We start from the raw sequence: 25,159 nt of genomic DNA, 5'->3' as shown, positions 1-25,159 counted from the left end.
ATCGAGACGATGTCGGGATCGTTCTCAAGGTCGTGGGTCAGGACGGTGACGACGACCTGGGTGTCGTTGCGCCAGCCCTCGACGAAGAGCGGGCGGATCGGACGGTCGATCAGGCGGGAAACCAGGGTCTCCTTCTCGGAGGGACGGCCCTCGCGCTTGAAGTAGCCGCCCGGGATGCGGCCGGCGGCGTAGGCGCGCTCTTGGTAGTTCACCGTGAGCGGCAGGAAGTCGATGCCGGGCTTCGGCTCCTTGGTGGCGACCACCGTGGCGAGCACCGAGGTCTCGCCGTAGGTGGCGAGCACGGCGCCGTCGGCCTGCCGGGCGACCTTGCCGGTCTCGAGGACGAGCTTGCGGTCGCCCCAGATCAGCTCTTCGCGTTGAACGTCGAACATACGTATCTTTTCCTTGCCTTCGGCGGGCCCGGCCCGGCGCCGTCGGGGGCAAGACGGCGCGACACTTCATCTGCGGAAGTGTCGCGCGATCCTGCCCCGACGCTGGCGCCTCGAAGCGGCCCGTTTTTCGAGCGGCCGGACCCATTCCGGCAGCCCGAGATTGCAGAACGCGGCCCCGAGCCGGGCTCGGAACCGCGCGTGATGCGCCTTAGCGGCGGATGCCGAGACGCTCGATGAGGGCGCGGTAGCGGGCCTCGTCCTTGCGCTTGACGTAGTCGAGCAGCGAGCGGCGCTGCGAGACCATCTTCAGGAGGCCGCGGCGGGAATGATTGTCCTTGCCGTGGGTCTTGAAGTGGCCAGTCAGGTTGGTGATCCGCTCGGTCAGGATCGCGACCTGGACCTCGGGGGACCCGGTGTCCTTGGCGTCCTTGCGGTGTTCCTTGATGAGCGCGGTCTTGCGCTCTGCCGTGATCGACATCGCATGCCTTTCGGGTTGTGCTGGTTCGGATGCGGCGCCCCGAAAGAGGGCGCTCGCGCTCGGCGTTCGGCCGGTGCCGGGATGTCGTCCAGCACGGTCACAGCGCCAAGCGGCTCAAGCCCCGCCCGGTAACCCGGGCCGAGGCCGCGCGATCCATACACGAAACCGCCGGATACACCAGCCCTGGGCCGAAGGGCCGCGCCGAGGTCGGCCTCGGCCTGCGACCGATCCGCGGATGGTCGAGGCCCGGCGACCCGACTCGAACGCACCGACTCGTCGATCGCCTCGCAGCACTTGTCCGGTCTCCCGCATCGAACCGCTTTTTTCCTAGACTCGAGGGCACGACGGGTCGATCGTTCGTGCGCGTCTGCGCGAGCGCGCGGCGATGCCGGCTCGGATCTTGCTCGCCGGGCTCCCATCCATCCACCCGGTGACTTGAAGACCGTGAGCCTCGACATGTCCGACACCGCCGCCATCGCCCAGCTCGAAAGCCCGGCGACCGGCAATCCCGGCCTCGCCCGGAGCCTCACCGCACCGGGCCTCGTCGCCATCGGGCTCGGCGCCACGATCGGCGCGGGCATCTTCGTGCTGACCGGAACCGCGGCGGCGCAATATGCGGGTCCGGCGCTGAGCCTGTCCTTCGTGATCGGCGGCATCGCCTGCGGCTTCGTCGGCCTGTGCTACGCCGAACTGGCCGCCATGATCCCGGAGGCGGGCTCGACCTATACCTACACGCGGGCCTGCCTCGGCGTGCTGCCGGCCTGGATCATCGGTTGGGATCTCGTGCTCGAATTCGCCATGGCGGCGGCCACGGTGGCGGTGGGCTGGTCCGGCTACGCGCAATCGCTTGCGGCAGATTTCGGCCTGGCGCTGCCGGCCGCGCTGGCCTCGGCACCGGGGGATGGCGGCCTGGTCAACCTTCCGGCGGCCGGGATCGTGCTGGTGCTGACCGCCCTCCTGACCCGCCGGACCCGGGAGGCATCCCTGGTGAACGGGCTGCTGGTGGTCGCCAAGATCGCGATCATCCTGGCCTTCGTGGGCGTCGGCGCGGTCCATCTCCAGCCGGAGCTTTGGCACCCGTTCGTGCCGGAAAATGCCGGCGCGTTCGGCACCTACGGCTGGAGCGGCGTGTTCCGCGGGGCCGCGGTGGTGTTCTTCGCCTTCGTCGGCTTCGAGACCGTCGCGACCGCGGCGGGCGAGTGCCGGGCGCCGCAGCGCGACGCGCCGGTCGGGCTGATCGGCTCGCTGGCGATCAGCACGATCCTGTACGTGGCGGTGGCGGCGGTGCTCACCGGCCTGGTTCCCTATCAGGAGCTGGACGTGGCCGACCCGATCGCCAAGGCGATCGACCGCCTCGCGATGCCGGGCCTCGCCATCGTGATCAAGATCGGCGCCCTAATTGGGCTGACCACCTCGGCGTTGACGGCGCTCTACGGGCAGGGCCGGATCTTCTTCGCGATGGCGCGGGACGGGCTGCTGCCGCCCCTGTTCTGCCGGGTCGATCCGGAGACACGGGCGCCAGTGGCGAGCCAGGTGGTGATCGGGCTGTTCACCGCGGCGGTGGCCGGGCTGGTGCCGATCGATATCCTGGGTGAGCTCGTCAGCATCGGCACGCTCCTGGCGTTCAGCCTGGTCTGCGGCATCGTGCTGATCCTGCGCCGGACCCAGCCCGACCGGCCCCGGCCGTTCCGCGTGCCGGCGGCGACGCCGATGGCTGTGCTCGGCATCCTGTCCTGCCTGGTGCTGATGGCCTCGCTGCCGGCCGATACCTGGATCCGGCTCGCCATCTGGCTGGTCATCGGCCTGGCGATCTATGCCGGCTACGGCCGGCACCACACCCGGCTCATCCGAGCAGGTTGAGCGTCGCCCGGCTCACCGCGTCTATCGAAGCCTCCGCGCTGAGATTCAGCTCGTAGTTCCGGATCACGCGCTGCAGGTCGGCCGATTCCAGCGCGACGTTGACGTTCGGCAGGCGGACATAGCCCTGCCGGTCGGCCGCCGCATTCGATGGGTCGTAGCGCCGGCGGAAGTCGCTGGAATCGCGCGCGATGCGGCCCACCGGATCGCGCGGGCTCTCGGGATTGACCGGCTGGAACACGGCGATCTTGCGAGCGTAGGGCGTCCCGCCCGGAGCGGTCGGGGCGGAATCGGCGTTCGCGATGTTCTCGGAGATTGCGCGGATCCGCCCGCTCTGGACCTTGCGGCCGTAGGCCAGCGCGTCGGAGGCCACCTTGAGGGCGCTGGTATCCGGCATCGGGCGGACTCGGTCGGCGGCGGGAGAGGCTGTACGATCCTTTACGAAACAGCCTTAAGAGCCGGTTAAGCGGCGCGGCCGGACAAGCTCACCGCTTCGCGCAGGTCCCGTCCGTCGGTGAGCCGCAAGCCCCTGCGGCGCAGGGAGGCCAGCAGCGCCCGGTCCGGGAACGGGCAATAGGGCAGGACCGCCGTGGTCCGGCCCTCAGGGATCCGGTCCGTGCGGGCGATTTCGTCGAGCAGCCGGTCGAGCATACCGCGCCCATGGGCGTGCAGCGCCACGGCCGCCCGGGTGGCGGTGGTGTCGGCGGGAAGCGGCAGGGCCTCCTGGGTGAGGATCGCCCCGGTATCGATCGTGGCGGCCAGCCGGTGCAGGGTCATGCCGAAGCTGCCGGGCCCGTCGGCCAGCGCATGGATCGTCGGGACCGGGCCGCGGTGGCGCGGCAGCAGCCCGGGATGGCCGTTGATGCCGCCCAGCCGCGCCAGATCGATGATCTCGGCCTTCAGGATCTGATCGAAATGATAGGTGAGGATCAGGTCGGGGGCCGCCTCGCGCAGCGCTTGCGCAACCTCGGGGCCGTTGACGTCGTCCACCGTCAGGGTCGGGATACCGAGGCGCCGGCACAGGGTCTTGAGCGGCGTCGATTCCGGTGCGTCGCCGCTGCCGGCCACCGCCTGCGTCAGCGGCGCCAGCGGGCGCAGCAGGTCCGGCAACCCGAAATTCACCGCGAGATAGGGCAGGATCCCGGTGCCCGAGCGGGCGAGATGGCGCCGGACCTGTCCGGTCAAGCCGCCGCTCGACGGCCGCTCCGCGTTCGAGAGCCCGACCAAGGCGATGTCGGCCCGGTGATCGGCCACGAACCGGCGCACCACCCGGGCATTCGGCAGCGCCTCCAGGACGAACAGCGCGATCCGGGCGCGGGCCATCAGCGGCGCGGCCGTCGCTGGAACCGGAAGGCGTAGAGGCCGGCCCGGCGGATGCTCTCGGGCAGGAGCAGCACGGTCCTGGCCAGGGCCGCCAGCACGAACGGGAAGGCGATCACGTCGCGGTCCTTCGCGACGCCCTTGGCGATGTGCAGGGCCGCCTCGTCGGCGCTCATCTCCAGGGGCCGCCAGCCCTTGAGCTCGCCGCCCATCGGGGTCTTCACGTAGCCCGGCGCCACGACGTTGACCTTCACGCCGCGCGGCCCGACCTTCTGGCGCAGGGCCAGCCCGTGGGCGACCAGGGCAGCCTTGGCGCCGCTATAGGCCGGGGCATCCTGCAAGGGCGCGTAGGCCGCCAGCGAGGACACCAGCACGATCTGTCCGCGCCCGCGCTGGAGCATCAGCGTCAGGGTCGGCAGTACGATGTTGAGCGAGCCCGTGTAGTTGATGTCCGCGGTCTCGAACGCTGTCGCCTCGGTCTCGACCTCGCCCTTCTGGTTGCCGCCGTTCACCGCGGCATTGGCGATGACGAGGTCCAGCGGCTGGGCCGCGTCGGATCTGTGGATCAGGCCGATCGCGGCGGCCCGGTCCCGGGTGTCGAGGCGCACGGGCTCGACGGTCGCGCCGCTCGCCCGGCAATCCCGGGCCACGGCTTCCAGGCGGTCGACGTTGCGTCCGACGAGGATGAGGCTCACGTCGGCACGCGCGTAATGGCGTGCGAGCGCAGCGCCGATACCGCTCGACGCGCCAGTGATCAGAATGCGGGGCATGACCCGGGTGCTACGCCGCGGAGCCCGGACAAATCAAGGCCGGGAAAGGCTCACCGGTGACTTAAAGGCTCGTCGGGACCCGGAAACTGTCAGCAGGAACCGACAGGTTTCCCGTCACGCTTCAATAGACAGGCGCGAGCTGTCCGTCGCTCTCGCTCCCCTCGCGGATCACCCGCGCCGCGGCCAGCATCGAATCGGGCAGGGCGGATTCCATCCGCGGCACCGCGCCGGCCACGGCCCGCTCGATCGCACCCTTGGAGAAGAAGCCGCCGTTCACCTGGGTCTTGTGCAGCACGACCCGGCGGAAATCGGCCATCAGGCCCAGGTCAGGCGGGGTCGGGTTGGTCCAGAACCCGTCGAGGTCGCCCTGATGGGTCAGGCCGGCCATGTTGTAGATCGCGGTGCCGACCGCGTGGGTCGGGCGACCCATCTCCAGGGACAGCATGCCCACCGTCGAGTTGACGATGACCACGCCGCGGGCACCCTTGATCAGGGCCGGCAGGTCGCCGCCGTCGATGAAGTCGAGCCGGTCGCTGACGCCGTGGCGCCGGGCCGAGGCGCGGGCGAATTTTCGCCAGTTGATCAGGCCGCTGTCGAGCGGATGCAGCTTCACCAAGAGCCGCGTCGGGGCTGAGGAGGCGTCCGCGAAGGACTTGATCACCCGGTCCATGAAGCCCTCGACGCCGAGGAACGGCGAGTGGACCCGGATCTGGTAGTCGCTGTCGAGCTGGAGCGGCAGCAGGAAGTAGTCGCAGCCGACCGCCCGGTAGATCTCGTCGCAGCGCGCCGCCTCGCGGCGGGTATGGGCGCGCCGGGTGAACTTCTTGATCCAGCCGGCATATTCGGCCGCGATGTGGGTCGGCCGGTGGCTGCGGAAATGCGGGAAGAGATAAGGAAACGCGATGTTGGCGACGTTGTAGCTCACGTCCCAGATGCTGCGGCGGGCCATGTCGCCCGTGGAGGGCATCGCCCGGCCGGGCTGGGGCAGGCGCCGCGCCAGGGCGCGGACTTCGGCGGCCGTGCGCGGCAGGGACGAGAAACCGTTCACCCCGCCGAGCTCGCAGGTGATCCAGTTCGGGCGGATATAGCCTTCCTCGAACACGTGGACCCGCAGGCCGCGAACCTCGGCGATCATCCGGGCCGCCCGGTGAAACGGCCGGCAATCGCCGAACAGGACGATGTCGGTGACGGCTTCGCGGTCGAGATACGATTCGAGGTAGGTGCCCCAGGCCTCGCGGCGGCCGCGGTAATGGTCGGCCTTGCCGTTCCAGAAGAGCCAGTCGCCGGGGCACAGGTTGATGCGGCGGACTTCGTGCCCCCGGGCGCGGAGCGCCTTGCCGAGATCCGAGAAGAACGGAGAGGCGATGCCCTGCAGGAACAGAAAGGTCGCAGGGCGGTCGCGGAGGGCGTCGGGGGCGGTCTTTTGCATTCCGCGGCGCTTCTATCCTTGACCCTTGGCCGGACGGATCCGGACCAGAAAGAGTGACCAGAGTTGGCACGCAGCAACACGGCCCGGCAATCCGAGGCCGCGTCGCGGGATGGCGTTTCCGCTCCGGCGTGGCCCGTCTGCAACGGTCGCGCTTTTGCGGCCACCATTCGGATTGAAGGGGCAATCACGGCGACGATATGTCCAAATCCTTTCCAAGCCGTGACGCTTGGGCGGATCGGCCACGGTTGTCCCCACGATCCCGGTGATTCCGCGCCGGCCATCCCACGGCGGCGAAAATGCGCTACAGGCGGCCCGAACGAGTCAGCCGACCGGAGCCGGGCGCGCCATCATGTCCCTTGAACCGACCCCGTCGCTCTACGCGACCGGCCGGACGATCCGCCGCCTGCGGGCGGAGATCGAGGCCGCGACGGGCTTCGCCTTCGGCCGGGTTCGGCCCGGCGCGGTCGGCGTCGTCTGGGGAGCGGGGAGCCTGCCCGCGCGCCTGCTCGGGCTGACCGGGCGGCGTCGGCTCGTGGTCGCGCCGGGTCCGTTGCTCAGCCCGTACGACACGCCGGAGACCGGGTTCGCATCCCTGCGGCTCAGCCTCGACGGCGCGCCCTTCGGCGGGGAGGGCGGCATCCACTACCTCGACCCCTGGACCCGCCAGCCGATCGACCGCGAGACCTGCGCCGAGCACGTGGCCTGGCTCGCCGCGCACTTCGCCGAGAACGACCGGCGGGTCGTCTATGTCGGCATGTCACGCTGGAAGCGGCCGGCCCTCGACGTGCTCGGCACCGGGCCTGCCGGGCGCCCGGTCCACACCATGACGGCCGAGGCGGCAGTCGCGGCGGGCCAGCGCCATCAGGGTCGGATCCTCGCCTGGGCGACCCGCGCGCCAGGCAAGCTGGAAGACGCCTGCAGGGAGGCCGGCCTGCCGCTCGCCCGGGTGGAGGACGGCTTCCTGCGCTCGGTCGGCCTCGGCGCCAGCCTGCAGCCGGGCGCCTCCATCGTGATCGACGACCTCGGCATCTATTACGACCCGCGCCGGGAGAGCCGCCTGCAGCGGCTGCTCGCCGAGTCGGCTTTCCCACCCGAACTGTTGAGCCGGGCCAAGCGCCTGCGCGAAGAGGTCGTGGCCCGCCGCCTCAGCAAGTATAATGTCGGCCTCGACGCCGCCGCCCTCGACTGGCCGGTTGGCTGCCGGATCGTCCTGGTGCCGGGGCAGGTGGAGGACGACGCCTCGGTGCAGCACGGCTCGCCGCTGGTCCGCTCCAACCGGGCGCTGCTGGAGGCCGCGCGGCGGCGCAACCCCGACGCCTTCCTGCTCTACAAGCCCCATCCCGATGTCGAGGCGGGTTTTCGCCCCGGCATCATCCCGGAGGCCGAGGCGCTCACCCTCGCCGACCGGATTGTGGGCGGCATCAGCATCGTCGACCTGCTCGACCGGGTGCACCATGTCGAGACCATGACCTCGCTCGCGGGCTTCGAGGCGCTGATCCGCGGGCTCAGCGTGGCGACCCATGGCCGGCCGTTCTACTCGGGCTGGGGCCTGTCGGAGGATCTGGCGCCGGGGGCCGACCGCGGCCGCAAGCTGACGCTCGACGAATTGGTGGCCGGCGCGATGATCCTCTATTCGCGCTATCTCGATCCCGTGGCGATGAAGCCGTGCAGCCCCGAGCGCTTGCTCGACCGGCTCAGCGCCGCCCGGGAGGCTGCACCGCGCACCGCCCTCTCGATCGGCCGCACCGCGCATCTCGTCATGCGGGCGCGCTACGGCCTGTTCAATCCGATCGTGCGGGCACTCCGCAACCGCCGCGGCGTCGGCCGCGAGGCGGGCCCGCGCTAGGCGGGGGCAACCATGGCACCCGCCATCCCGGTTTCTTTATACGATCACAAGGGGATAGAGCGGAGTTCTATCGCGGCGGACGACATCTCGGCTCCAAAACATCCACTTCCGGAAACGCCGCAAAGCCCCTGTTTCACCATGTTTTTCGGTGCCGGGTCGCATCCGCCAGCGGCTGTCTGCGCGCGCGCCCCTCTTCGAGTTCCTGAACCGTGACCACGTTCCTCATCGCCACCGCGCTGACCCTCGCCCTCTGCCTCGCCCTTGAGGTGTTCGTCGGCGATTCGCTCGGCCCGGCGAGCTTGAAGCCGCGCGACCTCGCCCTGCGGCTGCTGGGCTACCTGCTGATCCTGCTGTTCTGGTTCGTCTTCTCGTGGCGGCCCTGGCTCGCCGGACTGACCTGCGTCGTCTCGGTGGCGGCGTTGATCTATGTCAGCCGGGCCAAGCGCTCGGTGATCGGCGAGCCGCTGCTGTTCAGCGACTTCGTCCTGCTGCCGCAGGTGCCGCGCCATCCGCAGCTCTATTACATCCCACCGCTCTGGGACCCGCGCATCTCGGTTCCGGTGGTCCTGACCCTGATCGCGACGGTGATCTGGTACCGGACCGAGCCGAGCGTCCTGCCGGATGCGCCGATCCCGCGCATCGCCGCTTTGCTCGGCCTGCCCCTGGCGCTGTGGCTGCTGGTTCTCGCCGCATCCCGGCCGCCGCTCGCCACGCTGGTCGCGCGCTGGTTTCCCGAGCCCAACCTGGAGGCGGATGTCGCCCGGGTCGGTCTGCCGGCGAGCCTCCTCGGCTACACCGCCCGGGCGCTGGCCGGCAGTGCGCCGGTTCCGGAGGTGCCGACCCTGCCGTCCGGCCCGGGCGACGACGTAGTCGTGGTGATCCAGCTCGAATCATTCATCGATCCCGAGCGCCTCGGCGGCCCGGCGCTGCCCGCGATGGAGCTGTTCCGCACCCGCGCCGCGCAGTACGGCCGCCTGCGGGTCCCGGCCCACGGCGCCTACACGATGCGCAGCGAGCACGCCGTGCTCACCGGCCGGCCCTCCGACAGCCTGGGCTTCGGTCGGTACGATCCCTACACGTCGCGAAGCGGCGACGAGCCGACCAGCCTCGCCCGGTTGGCCGGCGGCCGGGGCTACGAGACCCTGTTCCTGCACCCGTTCCACAGGGACTTCTTCCGTCGGGCCAAGGTGATGCAGGCTTTCGGCTTCACCGATCTGGTGATGGGCGAGGCCTTCGAGCGGGCACCCCGGGTTGGTCCCTATGTCGGAGACGTGGCGCTCGGCGAGCGCCTGCTGGACGAGGTCCGGGGGCGGCGCACGCCGCTGTTCCTGTTCTGCGTGACGATGGAGAATCACGGGCCGTGGAAGCCCGGGCGGCTGCCCGGGATCGACGATCCCGAGGCGCAGTACCTTCACCACGTGGTCAATACCGGCCGCATGATCGAGAACCTCGTGGCGGGACTCGAGGCCATCGCCCGCGACCGCCGCCAGACCATCACCCTCTGCATGTTCGGCGACCACGCGCCCTCGCTGCCGACCTGCAAGCCGGGCTTCGGCGGCCAGGCCACCGATTACGCGCTGTTCCGGTTCGGCGGCGACCGAGTCGAGCCGCGGCGCCAGGACATTACCGCCGACGCCCTGGGGCGGGATCTGCGCGCGACCCTGGCCCGCACCCTTGCGGAGGCACCGGCAAGGGCGCGATAAGGCTAAGCTTGACCGGTTCGAGCTTGGCAGTGCCACGCTGGTGTCGCATTGCCGGCGGATAGCGAAGCCGTCCGAGAAGCGGGTTCCGCGAGGTGCCCGCCCGTTCGACGCGGTCGTTAAAGCGATCGCAGCGTTTGGCGGTCACCATGGATGTCCCGGCCCGAGCCAGCGATGGCGCGGAGGTCGGCGAGGAGAAGTCTCTGTGATGCTGCGTAAGACGGCGCTCTCCGCGCTGATGGCCGCCCTGGCGGCGGGGTCCATCGGCGGCTGCACGTATCTGCCCGCGGCGGGGCCGACGGCGAGCGCGATCGAGGCGGGCGCGGAAGTCGCGACCGCCGATGGCGGCACGCTCGCCCGCTACGAGATCATCGACGTCACCCCCTCCGTCATCGAGGCCCTGCGCGGACGCCCCCTCGACAGCCTGCTCGCCTCCTTCGGCGACCACCGCCCGTCCTCCGAGCCGGTGATCGGCGTCGGCGACATGGTCTCGGTCTCGGTCTGGGAGGCCGGGTCCGGCGGCCTGTTCTCCGGCCCGCTCGTCGCCGACCGCTTCTCCGCAGGCTCCAAATCCGCCCTCATCCCCGAGCAGCCGGTCGGCCGCGACGGCGCGATCTCGGTGCCCTATGCCGGGCGCATCAAGGTCGCCGGACGCCGGCCCCAGGACGTCCAGGGCCTGATCGAGAACGAGCTCGCCGGCAAGGCCATCCAGCCGCAGGTGCTGGTCTCGGTCACACGGCCGATCAGTCAGGCGGTCACCGTCACCGGCGAGGGCGCGGCCGGCGCCCGCCTGCCGCTCTCGGGCCACGGCGACCGCATCCTCGACGTGATCGCGGCCGCCGGCGGCAACCGCTCGCCGGTGTCGGAGACCTTCGTGCGCCTGTCGCGCGGGCCGGTCACCGCCACGGTGCCGCTGACCACGGTGGTGTCGAACCCGAAGGAGAACATCTACCTGCGGCCCAACGACGTGCTGACCCTGGTGCGCGATCCGCAGACCTTCCTGGCGGTGGGCGCGCTCGGCCAGGCGACCGAGCTGCCGTTCCAGGCCGACGGCATCACGCTGGCTCAGGCGCTGGCCAAGGCGCGCGGCCTGTCGGACTTCGCCGCCGACCCGGCCGGGACGTTCATCTTCCGGTTCGAGCCGGCCAGCGTGGTGCGCCGCCTGAACCCGGCCACGAAGCTCACCGGCACGCCGCTGGTGCCGGTGGTCTACCGGATCAACATGCGCGACCCCAACAGCCTGTTCACCACCCAGGCGTTCCGCATGCGCAACCGCGACCTCGTCTACGTCTCTAATGCCCCCTTCACCGAGGTCCAGAAGGTGCTGACGGCATTCAGCGGCGTCACCGGCCCGCTCAGCTCCGCGGCCACCGCCTACGCCTACGCCAAGTAGGCCGGGCGACCCCGCCGGCCTTCGGGCCGGCGGGGTCGCGATCCTCAGAACGCAAACAGGGCGCGGATAGCATCCGCGCCCTGTTTGCGTTTTCAAATGACAGACCGCGCCGTATCTCGCGCCGCAGCCCGGAAAAAAACTCAGCCGCGCTTGGCGAGCAGCTGCTCGATCAGCGAGCCGCCCTTGTCGATCGCCACCATCTCCTCGGCCACCGCGTTCACAGTGTCGCGGATCTGGTCCGCCGTGTGCTCGGAGGTGAGGAAGAAGCGTAGGCGCGAAGCCCGCTCCGGCACCGCAGGGTGGATGATCGGCTGGACGTTGATGCCGCGGCGGAACAGCCGGTCCGACAGGGTCACGGCCTTGAGCGAATCGCCCACGATGATCGGCACCACCGCGAGGCCGAGGCTGAAGCCGGTATCGAGGCCGAGCTTCTTGGCGGTGGCGAGGAACAGGGTGCCGTTCTGGCGCAGGCGCTCGACCCGTTCCGGCTCGGCATGCATCACCGCCAGCGCCGCCTCGGCGGCGGCGGCCAGCGGCGGCGACATGCCGACGCTGTACACGAAGCCGCCGGCTGTGTGCTTGAGGTACTCGATCAGCGCGATCGGGCCGCAGATATAGCCGCCGCAGGTCGAGAGCGTCTTGGATAGGGTACCCATCCAGATGTCGACCTCCTTGGGGTCGACACCGCAATGCTCGAACAGGCCGGCGCCGGTGCGTCCGGTGACGCCGAGGCCGTGGGCCTCGTCCACCATCAGCCAGGCGTCGTAGCGCTTCTTGAGGGCGACGAGGCCGGCGAGGTCCGGCGCATCGCCGTCCATGCTGTACAGGCCCTCGACCACGATCAGCGCCCGGCGGTGCTCGTGGCGGGTGTTCTGGAGCAGGCTCTCCAGAGCGTCGAGGTCGTTATGCGCGAAGGAGCGCCGCTGGGCGCCGGAGAGCTGCGCACCGGTGACGATGCTGTTGTGGGACAGGGCGTCGTGGAAGATCACGTCGCCGGCTTCCAGCAGGGCGCCGATGGTCGTGACGTTGGTGGCGTGCCCGCTCACCATCACGATGCAGCCCTCGGTCCGGTAGTGCTTGGCGAGCGCCTGCTCAAGGCTGATATGCCCCGGCCGTTCGCCCGCGACCACGCGGCTCGCCGAGGCCGAGGTGCCGTAGGCCTCGATCGCCTCCCGGGCCGCGTTGCTGACCCGGGGATGGCCGTTCAGGCCGAGGTAATCGTAAGACGAGAAGTTGGTGAAGCTCTTCTGGTCGATCCGGGTGGTCGCGCCGGCCTTGGCGTCGTGGACGCGGAAGAACGGGTTGCCCAGGCCGATCAGCTGCGCCGCCTGGCGCTGCAGCTGAAGCTCGCGATAGCCGGGCAGGTTCTCGAAATTCTGCGCGGCGGATTGCCCGGCCGGGGAGGCCGCCTTGGCGGGCGCCGGGCGCGGCGTGGCGCGCCCGAGGCGGTTCGTCACGAAGCCGGCGAGCGCCGCGCGCCCGCCGTCAGGCCGTGCCGTATCGGTCATGAGTTGGTCTCTTTGATCTCGCTGGAGGTCTTCTCGATGAGTTCCCTGAGCGGCGCCATCATCTGCGCGTCGATCTCACCACCGATATGCTTCGAGACGAGGCTCATCGCGACACCGGCCGCCTCATCCATGGGGGCCGAAACCGCCTGAATTAAGGACTCCGACAGCTCGTTGACCGTCATGCCGGACGACAGGCCGGCGGGCGGCGCGTCGAGGGCGAAGCGCTCCTGCAGGCTGGCGCCCAGCTCGACGCCCATCAGCGAGTCGAGACCGATCTCGGAGAGCTGACGCACGCGGCTGATATCGTCCTTGGGCAGACGCAGGATGCGGGCGATGTCCTCGACGATCGCGTCCGACACGGTCTTGCGGACCGCGTCGACATCGCCGCCCTTGAGGAGCGCCGCGATGTTGATCGCCTGGACGCCGCCGGCCTCCGCCTGCTGGTCCGAGCCGAGATCGGCGTAGCTCGGCGAGCGCATGGTGGCGAGACGCTCGCGCGCCTTGCCCCAATGCATCGCCGCGATGGCGATCACCGCCTCGTCCGGCGCGGTGCCCTGGCACTCCAGCGCATCGGCCATCAGCTCGAGACAGCGACGGGCTTCCATCGGGGTGACGCCGACGCGGCCGGCGAGACCTTCCATGACCGCCTTGTTGCGGGCGAGCATGCCGACATCGCCGATCGCACCCCAGGCCACGGCCAAAGCGGGCAGGCCACGGCGGCGGCGCTGCCGGGCCAGACCTTCCATGAAGCCGTTGGCGGCGACGTAGGAGCCCTGGCCGGGATTGCCGATGAAGGTGGTCGCCGAGGAGAACATGACGAAGTAGTCGAGGCTCCGGTCCCGGGTGGCGGCGTCCAGATGCTGGGCGCCGACCACCTTCGGGCCGATCACCGCGTCGAGCGCGGCCGCGTCGATATTGGCGATCAGGCCGTCCTGAAGCACCGCCGCGGCGTGGAGCACGCCGGCGAGCGTCTTGCCGCCCTGCTCGATCTCCGCGATCAGCCGGTCCACCGCCGAGCGGCTGGTGATGTCGACGGCCTTGGCCTCGACCTTCACGCCGCGGCCGGCGAGCTCGGCGACGATCGCCTTGGCCTCGTCGGTGGTCGCGCCCTTGCGGCCGGCGAGCACCAGGTGCTTGGCGCCCTTGTCGACCAGCCAGCGCGCCGCCTCCAGGCCGAAGCCGCCGAGGCCGCCGGTGACCAAGTGGACGCCGCTCTCCGAGACCGTGAACGGCCGGCGCGTGTCCTTGATGATCGTGCCGGCCTTGGGCGGGCTGATCACGATCTTCCCGATATGCCCGGATTGCTGCATCAGCCGGAACGCGTCCGAGGTCTCGGCTGCCGTGAACGGCTGGTAGGGCAGGGGCTTCAAGCCGCCGTCGTTGAACAGCGCCATGACCTCGCGGAACATCCGCGCGCCGTCGTCGCCCTGGTGCTGAAGCACCTGGTCGAGGTCGACGCCGAAATAGCTGAGGTTCCGCCGGAACGGGCGCAGGCCGATATGGGTGTTGGCGACGTAGTCGCGCTTGCCCAGCTCGACGAAGCGGCCGAAGGGCCGCAGCGCGTTGAGGGAGCGCTCCATCGCCTCGCCGAACAGGCTGTTCAGGACGATGTCGACGCCGTCGCCGGTGATCGCCCGGACCTCGTCCACGAAGGCGAGGGAGCGGGAATCGAGCACGTGCTCGGCGCCCAGCGCCTTCACGAGCGCCCGCTTCTCGCGGGAGCCGGCGGTGGCGATGACCCGCGCGCCCTTCAGCTTGGCGATCTGCAACGCGGCCAGGCCGACGCCGCCCGCGCCGCCATGGACCAGCACCCACTCGCCGCGCCGCATCCGGGCGCAGGAGACGAGGCCGTAATAGGCGGTGAGGAACGCCACCGGGACGGTGGCCGCCGCCATCGGGTCGAGACCCTGCGGCATCGGCGCGACCACGAGCTCGGGCACCACGATGTGGGTGGCGAAGCCCGACTGGGCGAAGGCGACGACCGGGTCGCCGACCTTGAAGCCCTTGATGCCGGCACCGACGGCCGTGATCCGGCCCGCGCATTCGAGACCGAGCCGGGGGCCGGCAAAGCCGTCCTCCAGGATCTCCTCGGGCAGCATTGAGAGCGCCCACAACACGTCGCGGAAGTTGAGGCCAGTGGCCTCGACTGCGATCTCGATCTCGCCCCTGCCGGGGGTGCGGCGCTCGGCCGGACCCCAGACCATCTCGTTGAGACCGCCGGTGTTGCTGCGCTCCAGGCGCGCGGCCTCGGCCGGGACGGCATCCGCCGGATCCCGATGCTTCGGCCGGCCGGCATGGAAGCGCACGACCTGCGTCCGCTCGTCGTCGAGCACGATCTCGGTCTCCGGCGTGCCGGAGAGGATGAGGTCGCGCAGGCGCTCGGAGGCGCGCTTCGAGGACATCTCGGGCGAGAGGTCGATGCGGCGCACGTCGAGGTTCGGCGCCTCGTTGGCGAGGGTGCGGGAGAAGGCCCACACGCCGGCCTCGATGTTGGTGGTCTGGCCGCCGCGATCGCGGGTGGCACCCGGCGCCACGACCCAGAGGCGGGTCTGGCGGGCGCCGAGATGCTCGGTGCAGCGCTTCAGGCTGAGGCAGCGGTCGCGCAGCCGCTCGGCCGCCTCGCCACCGCGGGTGAAGGCGCCGGCCAGGAACACCACCGTGTCGGGGGTCTCCTTCTCCAGCTCCATCAGCGAGGTCTCGGAGTCGAGGATGATCGAGACATGCACGCCGCCCGCGACCAGCAGGGTCGCCAGGGAGGAGGCGGTCTCGGCCGCGAACTCGTCGTCCGAACCGATCACGAAGGCGAAGCTCTGGGCCGGGGCCGGGCCCGGACGCACCGGAGCCTCGGCGACCAGCAGCAGGTCGTCGCCGTTGGCCGACGCCGCGCGCTCGACCGCGACTTTGACCAGGCCGTGGGCGCTGAGCGTGCGCTGCCAGCCCTCGATATCCTCGAGGCGCCCGACCGGCATGCCGCCGACGGCTTCCTCGAACCAGCCGTTGGTGAGGCCGAACACCAGGTCGCGGAACAGGGACGCGCCCGGCTCCACGGCCACCAGCAGGCCGCCGGTGGCGAGCGCCCCGGCGAGCTGGCCCGGAAGGGCGCGCTCGCCGCGATGCAGGCTGCCGGCCGCAAGGATCAGGTCGAAGCTGCCGGGGGCGAGCTCGTCGGCCGCCTCGACAATTGTGGCGCCGTGGGTGAGCGACAGGCGGGCGCGCTCGGCGAGCCGGCGATCGGTCTCGAACACGGTGAGCCGGGCCTCGGCGGCGGCCGCGAAGGCCGCGGCCTGGGCCGAGAGCGGGCCGAACCCGACCTGCAGGACCCGCAGGGCCCGCTCCTTCGGGAGCTGGCCGCGGCTCGTCTCGATCAGGTCGGCGACCACGTCGGCGGTGTGCCGCGCGGTGGCCGAGCGCATCACGAAGGCGTCGATGGCGCCCTGCGGCAGGGCCGGAGCCTCGGTCAGCTTGCCCGCGAGCAGGCGGTCGACCATGGCGCCGACATCGGCGATCAGCACCAGCTCGGCGGAGAGATCCGGATGATCGCCGGCGATCCAGCGCATGATCTCGTCCGGAGCCGGCAGCGCGGAGCCGTCGCCCAGGGTCCAGTTCTGGCCGGCGCGCTCGGCGAGCCCGCTGCTCTCTAGGGCGTAGAGGGCGTTGAGCAGCCAGGGGCGCAGAGCCTCCGGCACGCGCCGGTCTGTGATCGAGACGGTCTCGCCCTCCGCCAGTCCGGAGGCGAGACGGTAGGCCAGGGAGGTCGCCCAGCCTTCCAGCAGGAGGTGGCCCGGCGACAGGGCGGCGTCGGCCGGCCCCTTCGCCTCGGCGGTGAGCGGACGCAGGCGCGCGGCCACGCTCGGACGGCGCTCCATCGGGATCGCAGTCGGCTCGGTAGCGAGTTCCGGCACCTGCGAGATCGCGAAGGCCGCCAGATCACCGCCGCCCTTGGCGCGCAGGGCCTGGAAGCGGCCCTCGCGGATGGTGGCGACCACCGCGCCGTCGGCGTCGAGCAGGGTGAAGTCGGCCAGGATCGAGCGCTCGTTGCAGCGCCGGGTCCGGATGATCGAACGGGTAATCACCGCGCCGGGGCGCAGCAGCCGCACCTCGCCGAATCGCACCGGGATGTAGGCCTTGCCGGCATTCTCGCCGAGCAGGTCGGCGAACAGCAGGATCAGCCCGTGGAAGCAGGCGTCGAGCCGGGCCGGGACCAGGGTGAAGCGAGTGTCGGCCTCGGCCGGCACCAGATCGGACACGATGGTGGCGTCATCCAGCCGGGCGCTCATGGCGACCTGCCGGAAGCTCGGGCCGAAGGCGAGGCCGGAGGCGCGGGCGCGGGCATAGAGCGCCTCGCCGGTCAGCACCTGCTCGCCGGCGCTGTCGAAATCGAACCCGTTCAGGTCCGGCGCCTTCGGGGCCGTGAACGTGCCGTCGACGATCTTGGCCTGGGCGTGAAGCTGCCAGGGCGTCTGGGTCAGGCGCGGACGGCTGAGGACCTGGATGCCGTTGCCGGTGCCCGACAGGCGCACCGCGACCTCGCGCAGGGCCTCCTCGGCGAACACCATCGGCGACAGGATCTCGAAATCCGCCAGCACCACCTCGTCGTGGCGCATCGCCTCGCGGACGCAGGCCAGCGCCATCTCGACGAAGCCGGCGCCGGGCATGATCACCTGGCCTTCGACGCTGTGGTCCTCCAGCTCCGGCAGCGTCGCCGGATCGACGAAGCCGTTCCACTCCAGACCGTCGAAGGTCGTCCGCGAGCCGATCAGCGGGTGATAGGGGCGGGCGCTCATGGCGCCGACGCTCTCGGGGGTGTCGGCCAGGCGGAACGGACGGCGCTGCCACGGATAGGTCGGCAGGCGCACGTCGCCCCGAGGCGCGTCGCCGAAGAGCAAAGCCTCGTCGACCTGCGCGCCCTGGACCAGGGCGGCGCTGACCGCCTTGGCGATCGGGTCGCCGCCCGAGGCCTTGCGGTGCATGACGCCGACCGTAGCGGTCTCGATGCCGAGCGGCTCGACCGCGTCGCCGACATGGGACATCAGGGTCGCGCGCGGGCCGACTTCGACGAACACGCGGGCGCCGCGACGGGTGGCGTCCTGTACGGCCTCGCTGAAGCGCACCGGCTCGCGGATATTGCGCCACCAGTAGCCGGCGCCGAAATTGTCGCCCTCCAGCACGCTGCCGGTGACGGTGGAGACCATCGCGGTGGTGCCGGCGCGGGCCTTCAGCCCGGCGAGATCGCGCAGCAGCGGCTTCTCGGTCGGGTCCATCAGCCGGCCGTGGAAGGCGTAGGCGAGGTCGAGCTTGCGGCCGCGGCGGCGCTTGCGCGACAGGGCCTTCAGGGCGGCGTCGATATCGGCCACCGGCCCGGCGACCGTGACGGCCTTGGGGCTGTTGTAGGCGGCGATGTCGAGGGACGGGTAATCCTTGAGGAAGGACTCCACCTCCTCGGCCGGCATCAGCAGCACCGCCATGGTGCCCTGGCCGTGCGTCGTCTCCTGGTGGTGGCTGCGGTAGTAGATGACCCGGACGGCATCCTCGAGGGTGAGAATGCCGGCCGCCTCGGCGGCGGCGATCTCGCCGACGCTGTGGCCGAGCACGTAGGAGGGGATCAGGCCCTTGGCCCGGAGCGCGGCCGTGGAGGCGCTCTCGATGGCGAAGATCAGCGGCTGCGAGACGCTGGTGAGCGCCAGGCGCTCGTCCAGGTCCTCGGCGTAGAGGGCCTGCTTCAGCGACCAGTCGGCGTAGTTCTGGAACAGGGTGTCGACCCGGTCGAAGGCCGCCCGGAAGGTCGGGTTCTCCTCGTAGGCCTCGCGGCCCATGCCGGCCCACTGGCTGCCGTTGCCGGAATAGACGAACGCCACCTCGGCGGCGCGGTCGACCGCAGTGCCGGTGAAGGCGTCCTGGGCATCCTCGCCCTCGCCGACGGCGCGGAGCGCCGCAGCCACGTCGGACTTGCCGTCGAGCGCGATCGCCAGGCGGGCGGGCAGGCGCTCGCGCCGATGCGCGACGGCGGCGGCCACCGTGGCGACCCGCTCGGGCTCGGCCTCGATGCGCTCGGCATAGTCGAGGGCGAGCTCGTTCAGCGCCGCGCGGGTCTGGGCCGAGAGCAGCAGAACCTGAGCGGACGGCGCCGGGGTACCGGCGTCCGGCTGCGAGCCGGAATTCCCGTCGGTGATCACGACGTGAGCGTTGGTGCCGCCGAAGCCGAAGGAGTTCACGCCCGCATAGCGCTCGCGCGGGCCGCGGGTGATCGGCAGGGCCTCACGGACGACGCGCAGGTTGAGCTCGTCGAACGGGATGTCGGGATTCAGCTCGGCCGCGTGCAGGGACGGCGGCACGAGGTCGTGCTCCAGGGCCAGCGTCGCCTTCATCAGGCCGGCGAGGCCGGAGACCGGCTCGGTATGGCCGATATTGGTCTTGATCGAGCCGATCGGCAGCGGCGCCTGGCGGCCGCGCCCGAGCTTGGTGCCGATGGCCGAAGCCTCGATCGGGTCGCCCACCGGGGTACCGGTGCCGTGCGCTTCCATGAAGGCGAGGTCGTCGAGCCGGATCTCCGCGTCGCGGTACACCCGCTCCAGCAGGGCGCCCTGGGCGTAGCCGGAGGGCAGCGAGATGCCGGTGGTGCGCCCGTCGGAATTGATGCCCGAGGCCACGATCCGGGCGCGCACGGTGGCGCCGTTGCGCCGCGCGGCCTCGGCCGATTGCAGCACGAACACCACGCCGCCCTCCGAGCGCACGTAGCCGTCGGCGTTCTTCGAGAACGCCTGGCACAGGCCGGTGCGCGAGAGCATCTGCGCGGTGGAGAAGCAGATGAAGTTGAACGGGCTCGCCAGCACGTTGACGCCAGCCACGACCGCCGTGTCCACGCGGCCGGACTGGATCGCCTGCACGGCGTTGTCGAAGGCGACGAGCGAGGACGAGCAGGCGGTGTCGACCGTGAAGCTCGGACCCTTCAGATCGAAGATGTACGAGATGCGGTTCGAAATGATCGAAAGCGTGTTGCCGGTGGCCGCGTAGGCGTCGCCCGAGGCCGCATCGAGGATGCGCAGGTTGCCGTAATCGAGCGACGAGGCGCCAACGAACACGCCGATGTTGCTGCCGGCCACGCTCGACGGGCGCAGGCCCGCGTCTTCGAGGGCTTCCCAGGTCAGCTCCAGCAGCATCCGCTGCTGCGGATCCATCTGCTCGGCCTCGCGGGGCGAGATGCCGAACACAGCGGGGTCGAACGACCAGATGTCGTCGATGATGCCGGCGGCCCAGGTGTAGCTCTTCCCGCGCTCCTGGGCGCGCGGATGCGCGAACCGGTCGAGGGAGAAGCGGTCACTGGGGACCTTGCTGACGGCGCACCGGCCCTCCGAGAGGAGTTGCCACAGCCCGTCGACGCTGGGGGCCCCGGGTAGTCGGCATGCGCGTCCGACGATCGCAATGTCTGTACGTTGTGTCACGTTCGGTTCGCACACGCTCGTTATCGGAAGTCGGCTCGGCTCGCGACGAGTGAGTAACCTCTCACCCCTTACTGTGGCACCATTGCGGTGTCCAACCTGCCCCCAGGCAAGGTCATCCCGGCCCGGCCAGATTGCGCTGGGCTGTGACATGTATTCATCAGAATGCAGTCCAGTGACGACGGCCGAAATGCCAAGTCTGCACCATTTGACCGCCTGTTGAGACGGTCACGCGACCATCGAAATGCCACAGTTGCGCACCGGCGAACGGAGCCCGTCTAGCGGTGTCGCGAGGGTTTTCCAAAGAGATCTTTGCTGCAGCCTGCAGATCTGGCACCGCAACGCGCCGGCCCGACGCCGTCCGGCCGACGTTCAAGACGCGGCCGGACCAGCCTTATCCTTGGCGCTATCCTTGGATCGTCCGACGCCGCGATAGCTGAAACCGTGGCGCTCGGCGGTCTCGGGATCGTAGATGTTGCGCAGATCGACCAGCACGGGCGCGGGACCCGCGGACGCCATGGTCTGCCGCAGCCGGTCGAGGTCCAGCGCCCGGAACGCGTTCCACTCGGTGACGATCACCAGAGCGTCCGCGCCCTCGGCGCAGGCATAGGCGTTCTCGGCGTAATCTACCTCCGGCATCAGCGCGCGCGCCTGCTCCATCCCCTCGGGATCGTAGGCGCGCACCTTCGCGCCGGCATCCTGGAGGCCGGCCACGATCGACAGGGACGGCGCCTCGCGCATGTCGTCGGTGTCCGGCTTGAAGGTCAGGCCGAGCAAAGCCACGGTCTTGCCGCGGACGCTGCCGCCGCAGGCCTTGATCACCTTGCGGGCCATCGCCCGCTTCCTCTGATCGTTGACCGCAACCACGGTCTCGACCAGCCGCAGCGGCACCCCGGCATCCTGGGCGGTCTTGACCAGGGCCAGGGTATCCTTGGGGAAGCAGGAACCGCCATAGCCCGGTCCCGCGTGCAAAAACTTGCTGCCGATCCGGTTGTCGAGGCCGATGCCCCGGGCGACCTGCTGCACGTCGGCGCCGACTTCCTCGCAGAGGTCGGCGATCTCGTTGATGAAGGTGATCTTGGCAGCCAGGAAGGCGTTGGCGGCGTATTTGGTCAGCTCCGCGGTGCGCCGGCTCGTCACCACGATCGGCGCCGCGTTGAGGTAGAGCGGCCGGTAGACCTCGCGCATCACCGCCTCGGCGCGGGGATCCTCGCTGCCGACCACGATGCGGTCGGGGCGCTTGAAGTCCGAGATCGCCGCACCTTCGCGCAGGAATTCCGGGTTCGAGGCCACGGCGACATCCGCCTCGGGCCGGATCTCGCGGATGATCCGCTCGACCTCGTCGCCAGTGCCCACAGGAACCGTCGACTTGGTCACCACCACGGTAAAGCCCGAGAGCGCCCCCGCGATCTCCCGGGCGGCGTCGAACACAAAGGAGAGATCGGCGAAGCCGTCACCGCGCCGCGAGGGGGTGCCCACCGCGATGAACACCGCGTCGGCCTCAGCCACCGCGTCCCACAGGGTCGAACCGAAGGCAAGACGGCCCTGCCGGACGTTCTCGGCCACCAGCGCGTCGAGACCGGGCTCGTAGATCGGCATGCGGCCGGCGTTCAGGCTGGCGATCTTGTCCGGGTCGCAGTCGATGCAGACCACGCTGTGACCGAAATCGGCGAGGCAGGCTCCGGATACCAGGCCGACATACCCGGCCCCAATCATCGCAATCCGCATCCGGTCCTCCCGGCAGCCCGCCGCGCGGCTTGTTGCAACGCAGCATGATCCGAGACCGGCCGCGATGCAACCGGGGCCTTTCGGCGGTCCCCGATTCTGTCGCGACGATGCAACACCGCGGAAACGCGACTGTTTTTTGACACCGCAGCCGAACCGGAGGTGGCGGCGGCCGGATCCTGTCGCCGTAGCGACACCGAAAACATGTCTCTTGGCGGCTTCGCAGCGTGGGCGGCTTCCTGTAGAAGCGCGCCCGCCGGCCGGGCGAGGCCGGGCGCCGCCAAGCCCCATCCGAAGCCCATTCCAAGGATCGGCGAAGGACGACGATGACCGAACTGCCGAACGTGCACGTGCGCGCCGAAGTCCTGGCCCAGGCGCTGCCCCACATGCAGCGCTACGACCAGGAGATCGTGGTCATCAAGTATGGCGGCCACGCCATGGGCGACCGGGCCGCGGCCGAGGATTTCGCCGAGGACATCGTCCTCCTGGAGCAATCCGGCCTGAAGCCGATCGTCGTGCATGGCGGCGGCCCGCAGATCGGCAAGATGCTCGACCGGCTCGGCATCCAGTCCGAGTTTCGCGGCGGCCTGCGGGTCACCGACGAGGCCACCGTCGAGGTGGTCGAGATGGTCCTGGCCGGCTCGATCAACAAACAGATCGTCGGCTGGATCTCGGCCGAGGGCGGCCGGGCCATCGGCCTGTGCGGCAAGGACGGCAACATGGTCCGCGCCAAGCGGGCGATGAAGACCGTGATCGACCCCGAGAATCACACCGAGCAGGCGATCGATCTCGGCCTGGTCGGCGAGCCGGACCATGTCGAGCGCGGCGTCCTCGACGCGGTGCTGAAGGCGGAGCTGATCCCGGTCCTGGCCCCGGTGGCCTACGGGGCCGACGGGCAGACCTACAACGTCAACGCCGACACCTTCGCCGGCGCCATCGCGGGGGCGCTGCGGGCCAAGCGCCTGCTGCTGCTCACCGACGTCCCGGGCGTGCTCGACAAGGACAAGAAGCTGATCCCCGAGCTGACCGTGGAGGATTGCCGGCGCCTGATCGCCGACGGCACCATCACGGGCGGCATGATCCCCAAGATCGAGACCTGCATGTACGCGATCGAGCGCGGCGTGGAGGCGGTCGTCATCCTGGACGGCAAGGTCAACCACGCGGTGCTGCTGGAGCTGTTCACCGATTACGGTGCCGGCACCCTGATCCGCCGGGGCTGATCCCCCCGGGACGACGGTGGGCGGATCGGACGCGGCAACGCCCGCGCCGCTCAGGCATTGTCGTTGTCCCGGCTCAGCCTGGCGCAAGCCTGGCTTGCCAGCCTGACCGTTCCACGCCGTCGATTCCGCGAGGGGTCGGCGGACGGGGCCGCGTCGCCCCAAGGGCTTCGGAGCCGCCTGCGATTGCAACGCGATCGAGCTTGGCTCTAGAATCCCGCGGGATCAGGATTTCAAAGGGACACGGTGCACCACCCGGAGAAAGCCCAATTCACCACCCCCGCGTCCCGCGGGTTTGCCGGCGTCGACACTTGGGTGTTCGACCTCGACAACACGCTCTATCCGAGCGACGCGCAGGTCTGGCCGCAGGTGGACGAGCGCATCACCCTTTACGTGATGCGCCTCTACGGGCTCGACGGGATCTCGGCCCGCGCCCTGCAGAAATACTTCTACCACCGCTACGGCACGACCCTGACGGCGCTACTGACGGAGGAGGGGGTCGACCCGCACGACTTCCTCGACTTCGCCCACGACATCGACCACTCGACGATCAAGCTCGACCCAAGTCTCGGTGATGCGATCGAGCGTCTGCCCGGGCGCAAGCTGATTCTCACCAACGGCTCGCGCCGCCACGCCGAGAACGTCGCGGCCAAGCTCGGCATCCTCGACCATTTCGAGGACGTGTTCGACATCGCCGCCGCGAATTTCGTCCCCAAGCCCGAGCGCTCCACCTACGAGCGCTTCCTCGCGGCCCACGGCGTCGAGCCGACCCGGGCGGTGCTGTTCGAGGACATCGCCCGCAACCTCACGGTGCCGCACGATCTCGGCATGGCCACCGTGCTGGTCGTCCCGAAGGTCATCGATCCCTACCGCGAGGCCTTCGAGCAGGAGGCGGTGCGCGAGGCGCATATCGACCACATCACGGACGATCTCGCCGCCTTCCTCTCCGCCTGCGTGCTGCCCGAGGCCACGCGGGGCGCCCCGGGGGCGACGCACCCCTGACGGGGCAGTGCGGATCCTCGATCGACAAGCGCAATCGACAAGCCGGCGGCGATCCTGTAGAGAGCCGCCCAACTCACAACAGGATCGCCGAAATCCTGGTGCCGGACGCCCATGAGGGGCGGCACGGCGCAACGGCTGGAGCTATGCCATGAACATCATCGAGCAGCTGGAGCGCGAGGAAGTCGCGCGCCTCGCCAAGACCATTCCCGATTTCGAGCCGGGCGACACGCTCATCGTCAACGTCCGCGTGAAGGAAGGCGAGCGCACCCGCGTCCAGGCCTACGAGGGCGTCTGCATCGGCCGCCAGGGCGGCGGCCTCAACGAGAGCTTCACGGTCCGCAAGATCTCCTACGGCGAGGGCGTCGAGCGCGTCTTCCCGGTCCATTCGCCGATGATCGATTCGATCAAGGTCGTCCGCCGCGGCAAGGTGCGTCGCGCCAAGCTGTACTACCTGCGCGACCGCCGCGGGAAGTCGGCCCGCATCGTCGAGCGCACTGACCGTTACAAGGCCAAGGAAGCCCCGGCCGCGGCCGAGTAATCATCTGAGTTTCCAAAGGGCTCGCAGCCCTTTGGCGGGTTGTCAGGGCGGAGCCCTGATGAAGAGGCGGGCCCTGCCCGCACCCGCAAAAGGTCCCGGACCTTTTGAAACCAGACTTTGATCGACGATCGACCGGTCCGGCTCAGCCGGACCGGTTTTTTTATGCCCGCAGGTCAGGCGGCCCGGACCCGGTCGAGGAACTGCGTGATCTCCGCGGAGAGCCGCCCGGACTTCTGCGACAACTCGGCCGCGGCGCCGAGCACCTGCTCGGCCACCGCGCCGGATTCTTGGGCGGCGGTCGAGACCTCGGCGATGTTGCCCGTCACCGTGGTGGTGCCGTCCGCCGCCTGCGCGACGCTGCGCACGATCTCCCCGGTGGTCGCTTCCTGCTCCTCGATCGCCGCCGCGACGCTCGTGGCCAGCGTGTTGACCTCGTCGACGGTGCGGCCGATCTCCTGGATCGCCTCGACCGCCTGCCGGGTCGAGGCCTGCACGGCGCCGACCCGGGTCGCGATCTCCGCCGTCGCCTGCGCGGTCTGGTTGGCGAG

Annotated in this window: 15 protein-coding genes and 2 pseudogenes; 7 read left to right on the top strand and 10 right to left on the bottom strand. The window is 70.2% G+C overall.

Features of this window, described 5'->3' with window-relative positions; all coding sequences use genetic code 11:
- Together BM228_RS12600 and rpsO are read right to left on the bottom strand one after the other, a co-directional pair.
- Positions 1-392 (bottom strand): annotated as a pseudogene (locus BM228_RS12600) (polyribonucleotide nucleotidyltransferase); the annotation flags it as partial.
- A 208-nt stretch (positions 393-600) separates the two neighbouring features.
- Positions 601-870, bottom strand: a complete 270-nt coding sequence (rpsO, locus tag BM228_RS12595) for a 30S ribosomal protein S15 (protein WP_007560136.1) — start codon at positions 868-870, stop codon at positions 601-603.
- Between the two features lie 456 nt (positions 871-1,326).
- On the opposite strand from rpsO, the gene BM228_RS12590 reads away from it, so the two are divergent.
- Complete coding sequence (locus tag BM228_RS12590; RefSeq protein WP_092040648.1) at positions 1,327-2,730, top strand: amino acid permease; 1,404 nt, start codon at positions 1,327-1,329, stop codon at positions 2,728-2,730.
- On the opposite strand, the gene BM228_RS12585 is transcribed toward BM228_RS12590, so the two are convergent.
- The 4 genes from BM228_RS12585 to BM228_RS12570 all read right to left on the bottom strand — a co-directional run bounded on the left by BM228_RS12585 (position 2,714) and on the right by BM228_RS12570 (position 6,246).
- On the bottom strand, positions 2,714-3,124 hold the full coding sequence (locus tag BM228_RS12585; RefSeq protein ID WP_092040646.1) for a flagellar basal body rod protein FlgC: 411 nt from the start codon (positions 3,122-3,124) through the stop codon (positions 2,714-2,716). The genes BM228_RS12590 and BM228_RS12585 overlap by 17 nt on opposite strands.
- A gap of 65 nt (positions 3,125-3,189) precedes the next feature.
- Positions 3,190-4,050, bottom strand: a complete 861-nt coding sequence (locus BM228_RS12580) for a formyltransferase family protein (protein WP_092040643.1) — start codon at positions 4,048-4,050, stop codon at positions 3,190-3,192.
- On the bottom strand, positions 4,050-4,817 hold the full coding sequence (locus BM228_RS12575; protein ID WP_092040640.1) for an SDR family NAD(P)-dependent oxidoreductase: 768 nt from the start codon (positions 4,815-4,817) through the stop codon (positions 4,050-4,052). The genes BM228_RS12580 and BM228_RS12575 overlap by 1 nt, the downstream gene beginning before the upstream one ends.
- A gap of 121 nt (positions 4,818-4,938) precedes the next feature.
- On the bottom strand, positions 4,939-6,246 hold the full coding sequence (locus BM228_RS12570) for a capsule biosynthesis protein (protein ID WP_092040637.1): 1,308 nt from the start codon (positions 6,244-6,246) through the stop codon (positions 4,939-4,941).
- 349 nt (positions 6,247-6,595) lie between these two features.
- Here BM228_RS12570 and BM228_RS12565 point away from each other — a divergent pair, with 349 nt between their 5' ends.
- The 3 genes from BM228_RS12565 to BM228_RS12555 all read left to right on the top strand — a co-directional run bounded on the left by BM228_RS12565 (position 6,596) and on the right by BM228_RS12555 (position 11,185).
- Positions 6,596-8,092 (top strand): capsular polysaccharide export protein, LipB/KpsS family, encoded by a 1,497-nt coding sequence (locus BM228_RS12565; protein ID WP_092040635.1) that lies wholly within the window; start codon positions 6,596-6,598, stop codon positions 8,090-8,092.
- A gap of 209 nt (positions 8,093-8,301) precedes the next feature.
- Positions 8,302-9,795: an LTA synthase family protein gene (locus BM228_RS12560; RefSeq protein ID WP_092040632.1), complete on the top strand. Its 1,494-nt coding sequence runs from the start codon at positions 8,302-8,304 to the stop codon at positions 9,793-9,795.
- 205 nt (positions 9,796-10,000) lie between these two features.
- Positions 10,001-11,185 (top strand): polysaccharide biosynthesis/export family protein, encoded by a 1,185-nt coding sequence (locus tag BM228_RS12555; RefSeq protein WP_092040630.1) that lies wholly within the window; start codon positions 10,001-10,003, stop codon positions 11,183-11,185.
- Positions 11,186-11,325: 140 nt separating this feature from the next.
- Here the strand turns inward: BM228_RS12555 and BM228_RS12550 are convergent, their stop codons facing one another.
- From BM228_RS12550 to BM228_RS12540, 3 genes are all read right to left on the bottom strand, one after another.
- Positions 11,326-12,693, bottom strand: coding sequence for an aminotransferase class I/II-fold pyridoxal phosphate-dependent enzyme (locus BM228_RS12550; protein WP_092040628.1), 1,368 nt, complete (start codon positions 12,691-12,693; stop codon positions 11,326-11,328).
- A complete protein-coding gene (locus tag BM228_RS12545) occupies positions 12,690-20,132 on the bottom strand; it encodes a type I polyketide synthase (RefSeq protein ID WP_208612029.1) in 7,443 nt (2,480 codons plus the stop codon). The genes BM228_RS12550 and BM228_RS12545 overlap by 4 nt, the downstream gene beginning before the upstream one ends.
- A 369-nt stretch (positions 20,133-20,501) precedes the next feature.
- The gene (locus BM228_RS12540) at positions 20,502-21,857 is read right to left on the bottom strand and encodes a UDP-glucose dehydrogenase family protein (protein WP_092040623.1); all 1,356 of its coding nucleotides are present in this window, start codon (positions 21,855-21,857) and stop codon (positions 20,502-20,504) included.
- Positions 21,858-22,180: 323 nt separating this feature from the next.
- On the opposite strand from BM228_RS12540, the gene argB reads away from it, so the two are divergent.
- The 3 genes from argB to rplS all read left to right on the top strand — a co-directional run bounded on the left by argB (position 22,181) and on the right by rplS (position 24,611).
- Positions 22,181-23,074, top strand: coding sequence for an acetylglutamate kinase (argB, locus tag BM228_RS12535; protein WP_092040620.1), 894 nt, complete (start codon positions 22,181-22,183; stop codon positions 23,072-23,074).
- A 243-nt stretch (positions 23,075-23,317) separates the two neighbouring features.
- Complete coding sequence (locus tag BM228_RS12530) at positions 23,318-24,073, top strand: pyrimidine 5'-nucleotidase (RefSeq protein WP_092040617.1); 756 nt, start codon at positions 23,318-23,320, stop codon at positions 24,071-24,073.
- Between the two features lie 148 nt (positions 24,074-24,221).
- Positions 24,222-24,611 (top strand): 50S ribosomal protein L19, encoded by a 390-nt coding sequence (rplS, locus tag BM228_RS12525; RefSeq protein ID WP_092040614.1) that lies wholly within the window; start codon positions 24,222-24,224, stop codon positions 24,609-24,611.
- 173 nt (positions 24,612-24,784) lie between these two features.
- Here the strand turns inward: rplS and BM228_RS35345 are convergent.
- Positions 24,785-25,159, bottom strand: a pseudogene (locus tag BM228_RS35345) (methyl-accepting chemotaxis protein); the annotation flags it as partial.

The sequence above is a fragment of the Methylobacterium pseudosasicola genome (assembly GCF_900114535.1).
In the GTDB taxonomy this organism is placed as follows: domain Bacteria; phylum Pseudomonadota; class Alphaproteobacteria; order Rhizobiales; family Beijerinckiaceae; genus Methylobacterium; species Methylobacterium pseudosasicola.
Note: the sequence above shows the minus strand (reverse complement) of the source record. Positions and strands in the feature narration are given on the sequence as shown.

What these genes read in the sequence shown, in the direction of transcription:
- rpsO (WP_007560136.1), bottom strand. Translation starts at nt 870, where the DNA reads ATGTCGATCACGGCAGAGCGCAAGACCGCGCTCATCAAGGAACACCGC.
- BM228_RS12590 (WP_092040648.1), top strand. Translation starts at nt 1,327, where the DNA reads ATGTCCGACACCGCCGCCATCGCCCAGCTCGAAAGCCCGGCGACCGGC.
- BM228_RS12585 (WP_092040646.1), bottom strand. Translation starts at nt 3,124, where the DNA reads ATGCCGGATACCAGCGCCCTCAAGGTGGCCTCCGACGCGCTGGCCTAC.
- BM228_RS12580 (WP_092040643.1), bottom strand. Translation starts at nt 4,050, where the DNA reads ATGGCCCGCGCCCGGATCGCGCTGTTCGTCCTGGAGGCGCTGCCGAAT.
- BM228_RS12575 (WP_092040640.1), bottom strand. Translation starts at nt 4,817, where the DNA reads ATGCCCCGCATTCTGATCACTGGCGCGTCGAGCGGTATCGGCGCTGCG.
- BM228_RS12570 (WP_092040637.1), bottom strand. Translation starts at nt 6,246, where the DNA reads ATGCAAAAGACCGCCCCCGACGCCCTCCGCGACCGCCCTGCGACCTTT.
- BM228_RS12565 (WP_092040635.1), top strand. Translation starts at nt 6,596, where the DNA reads ATGTCCCTTGAACCGACCCCGTCGCTCTACGCGACCGGCCGGACGATC.
- BM228_RS12555 (WP_092040630.1), top strand. Translation starts at nt 10,001, where the DNA reads ATGCTGCGTAAGACGGCGCTCTCCGCGCTGATGGCCGCCCTGGCGGCG.
- BM228_RS12550 (WP_092040628.1), bottom strand. Translation starts at nt 12,693, where the DNA reads ATGACCGATACGGCACGGCCTGACGGCGGGCGCGCGGCGCTCGCCGGC.
- BM228_RS12540 (WP_092040623.1), bottom strand. Translation starts at nt 21,857, where the DNA reads ATGCGGATTGCGATGATTGGGGCCGGGTATGTCGGCCTGGTATCCGGA.
- argB (WP_092040620.1), top strand. Translation starts at nt 22,181, where the DNA reads ATGACCGAACTGCCGAACGTGCACGTGCGCGCCGAAGTCCTGGCCCAG.
- rplS (WP_092040614.1), top strand. Translation starts at nt 24,222, where the DNA reads ATGAACATCATCGAGCAGCTGGAGCGCGAGGAAGTCGCGCGCCTCGCC.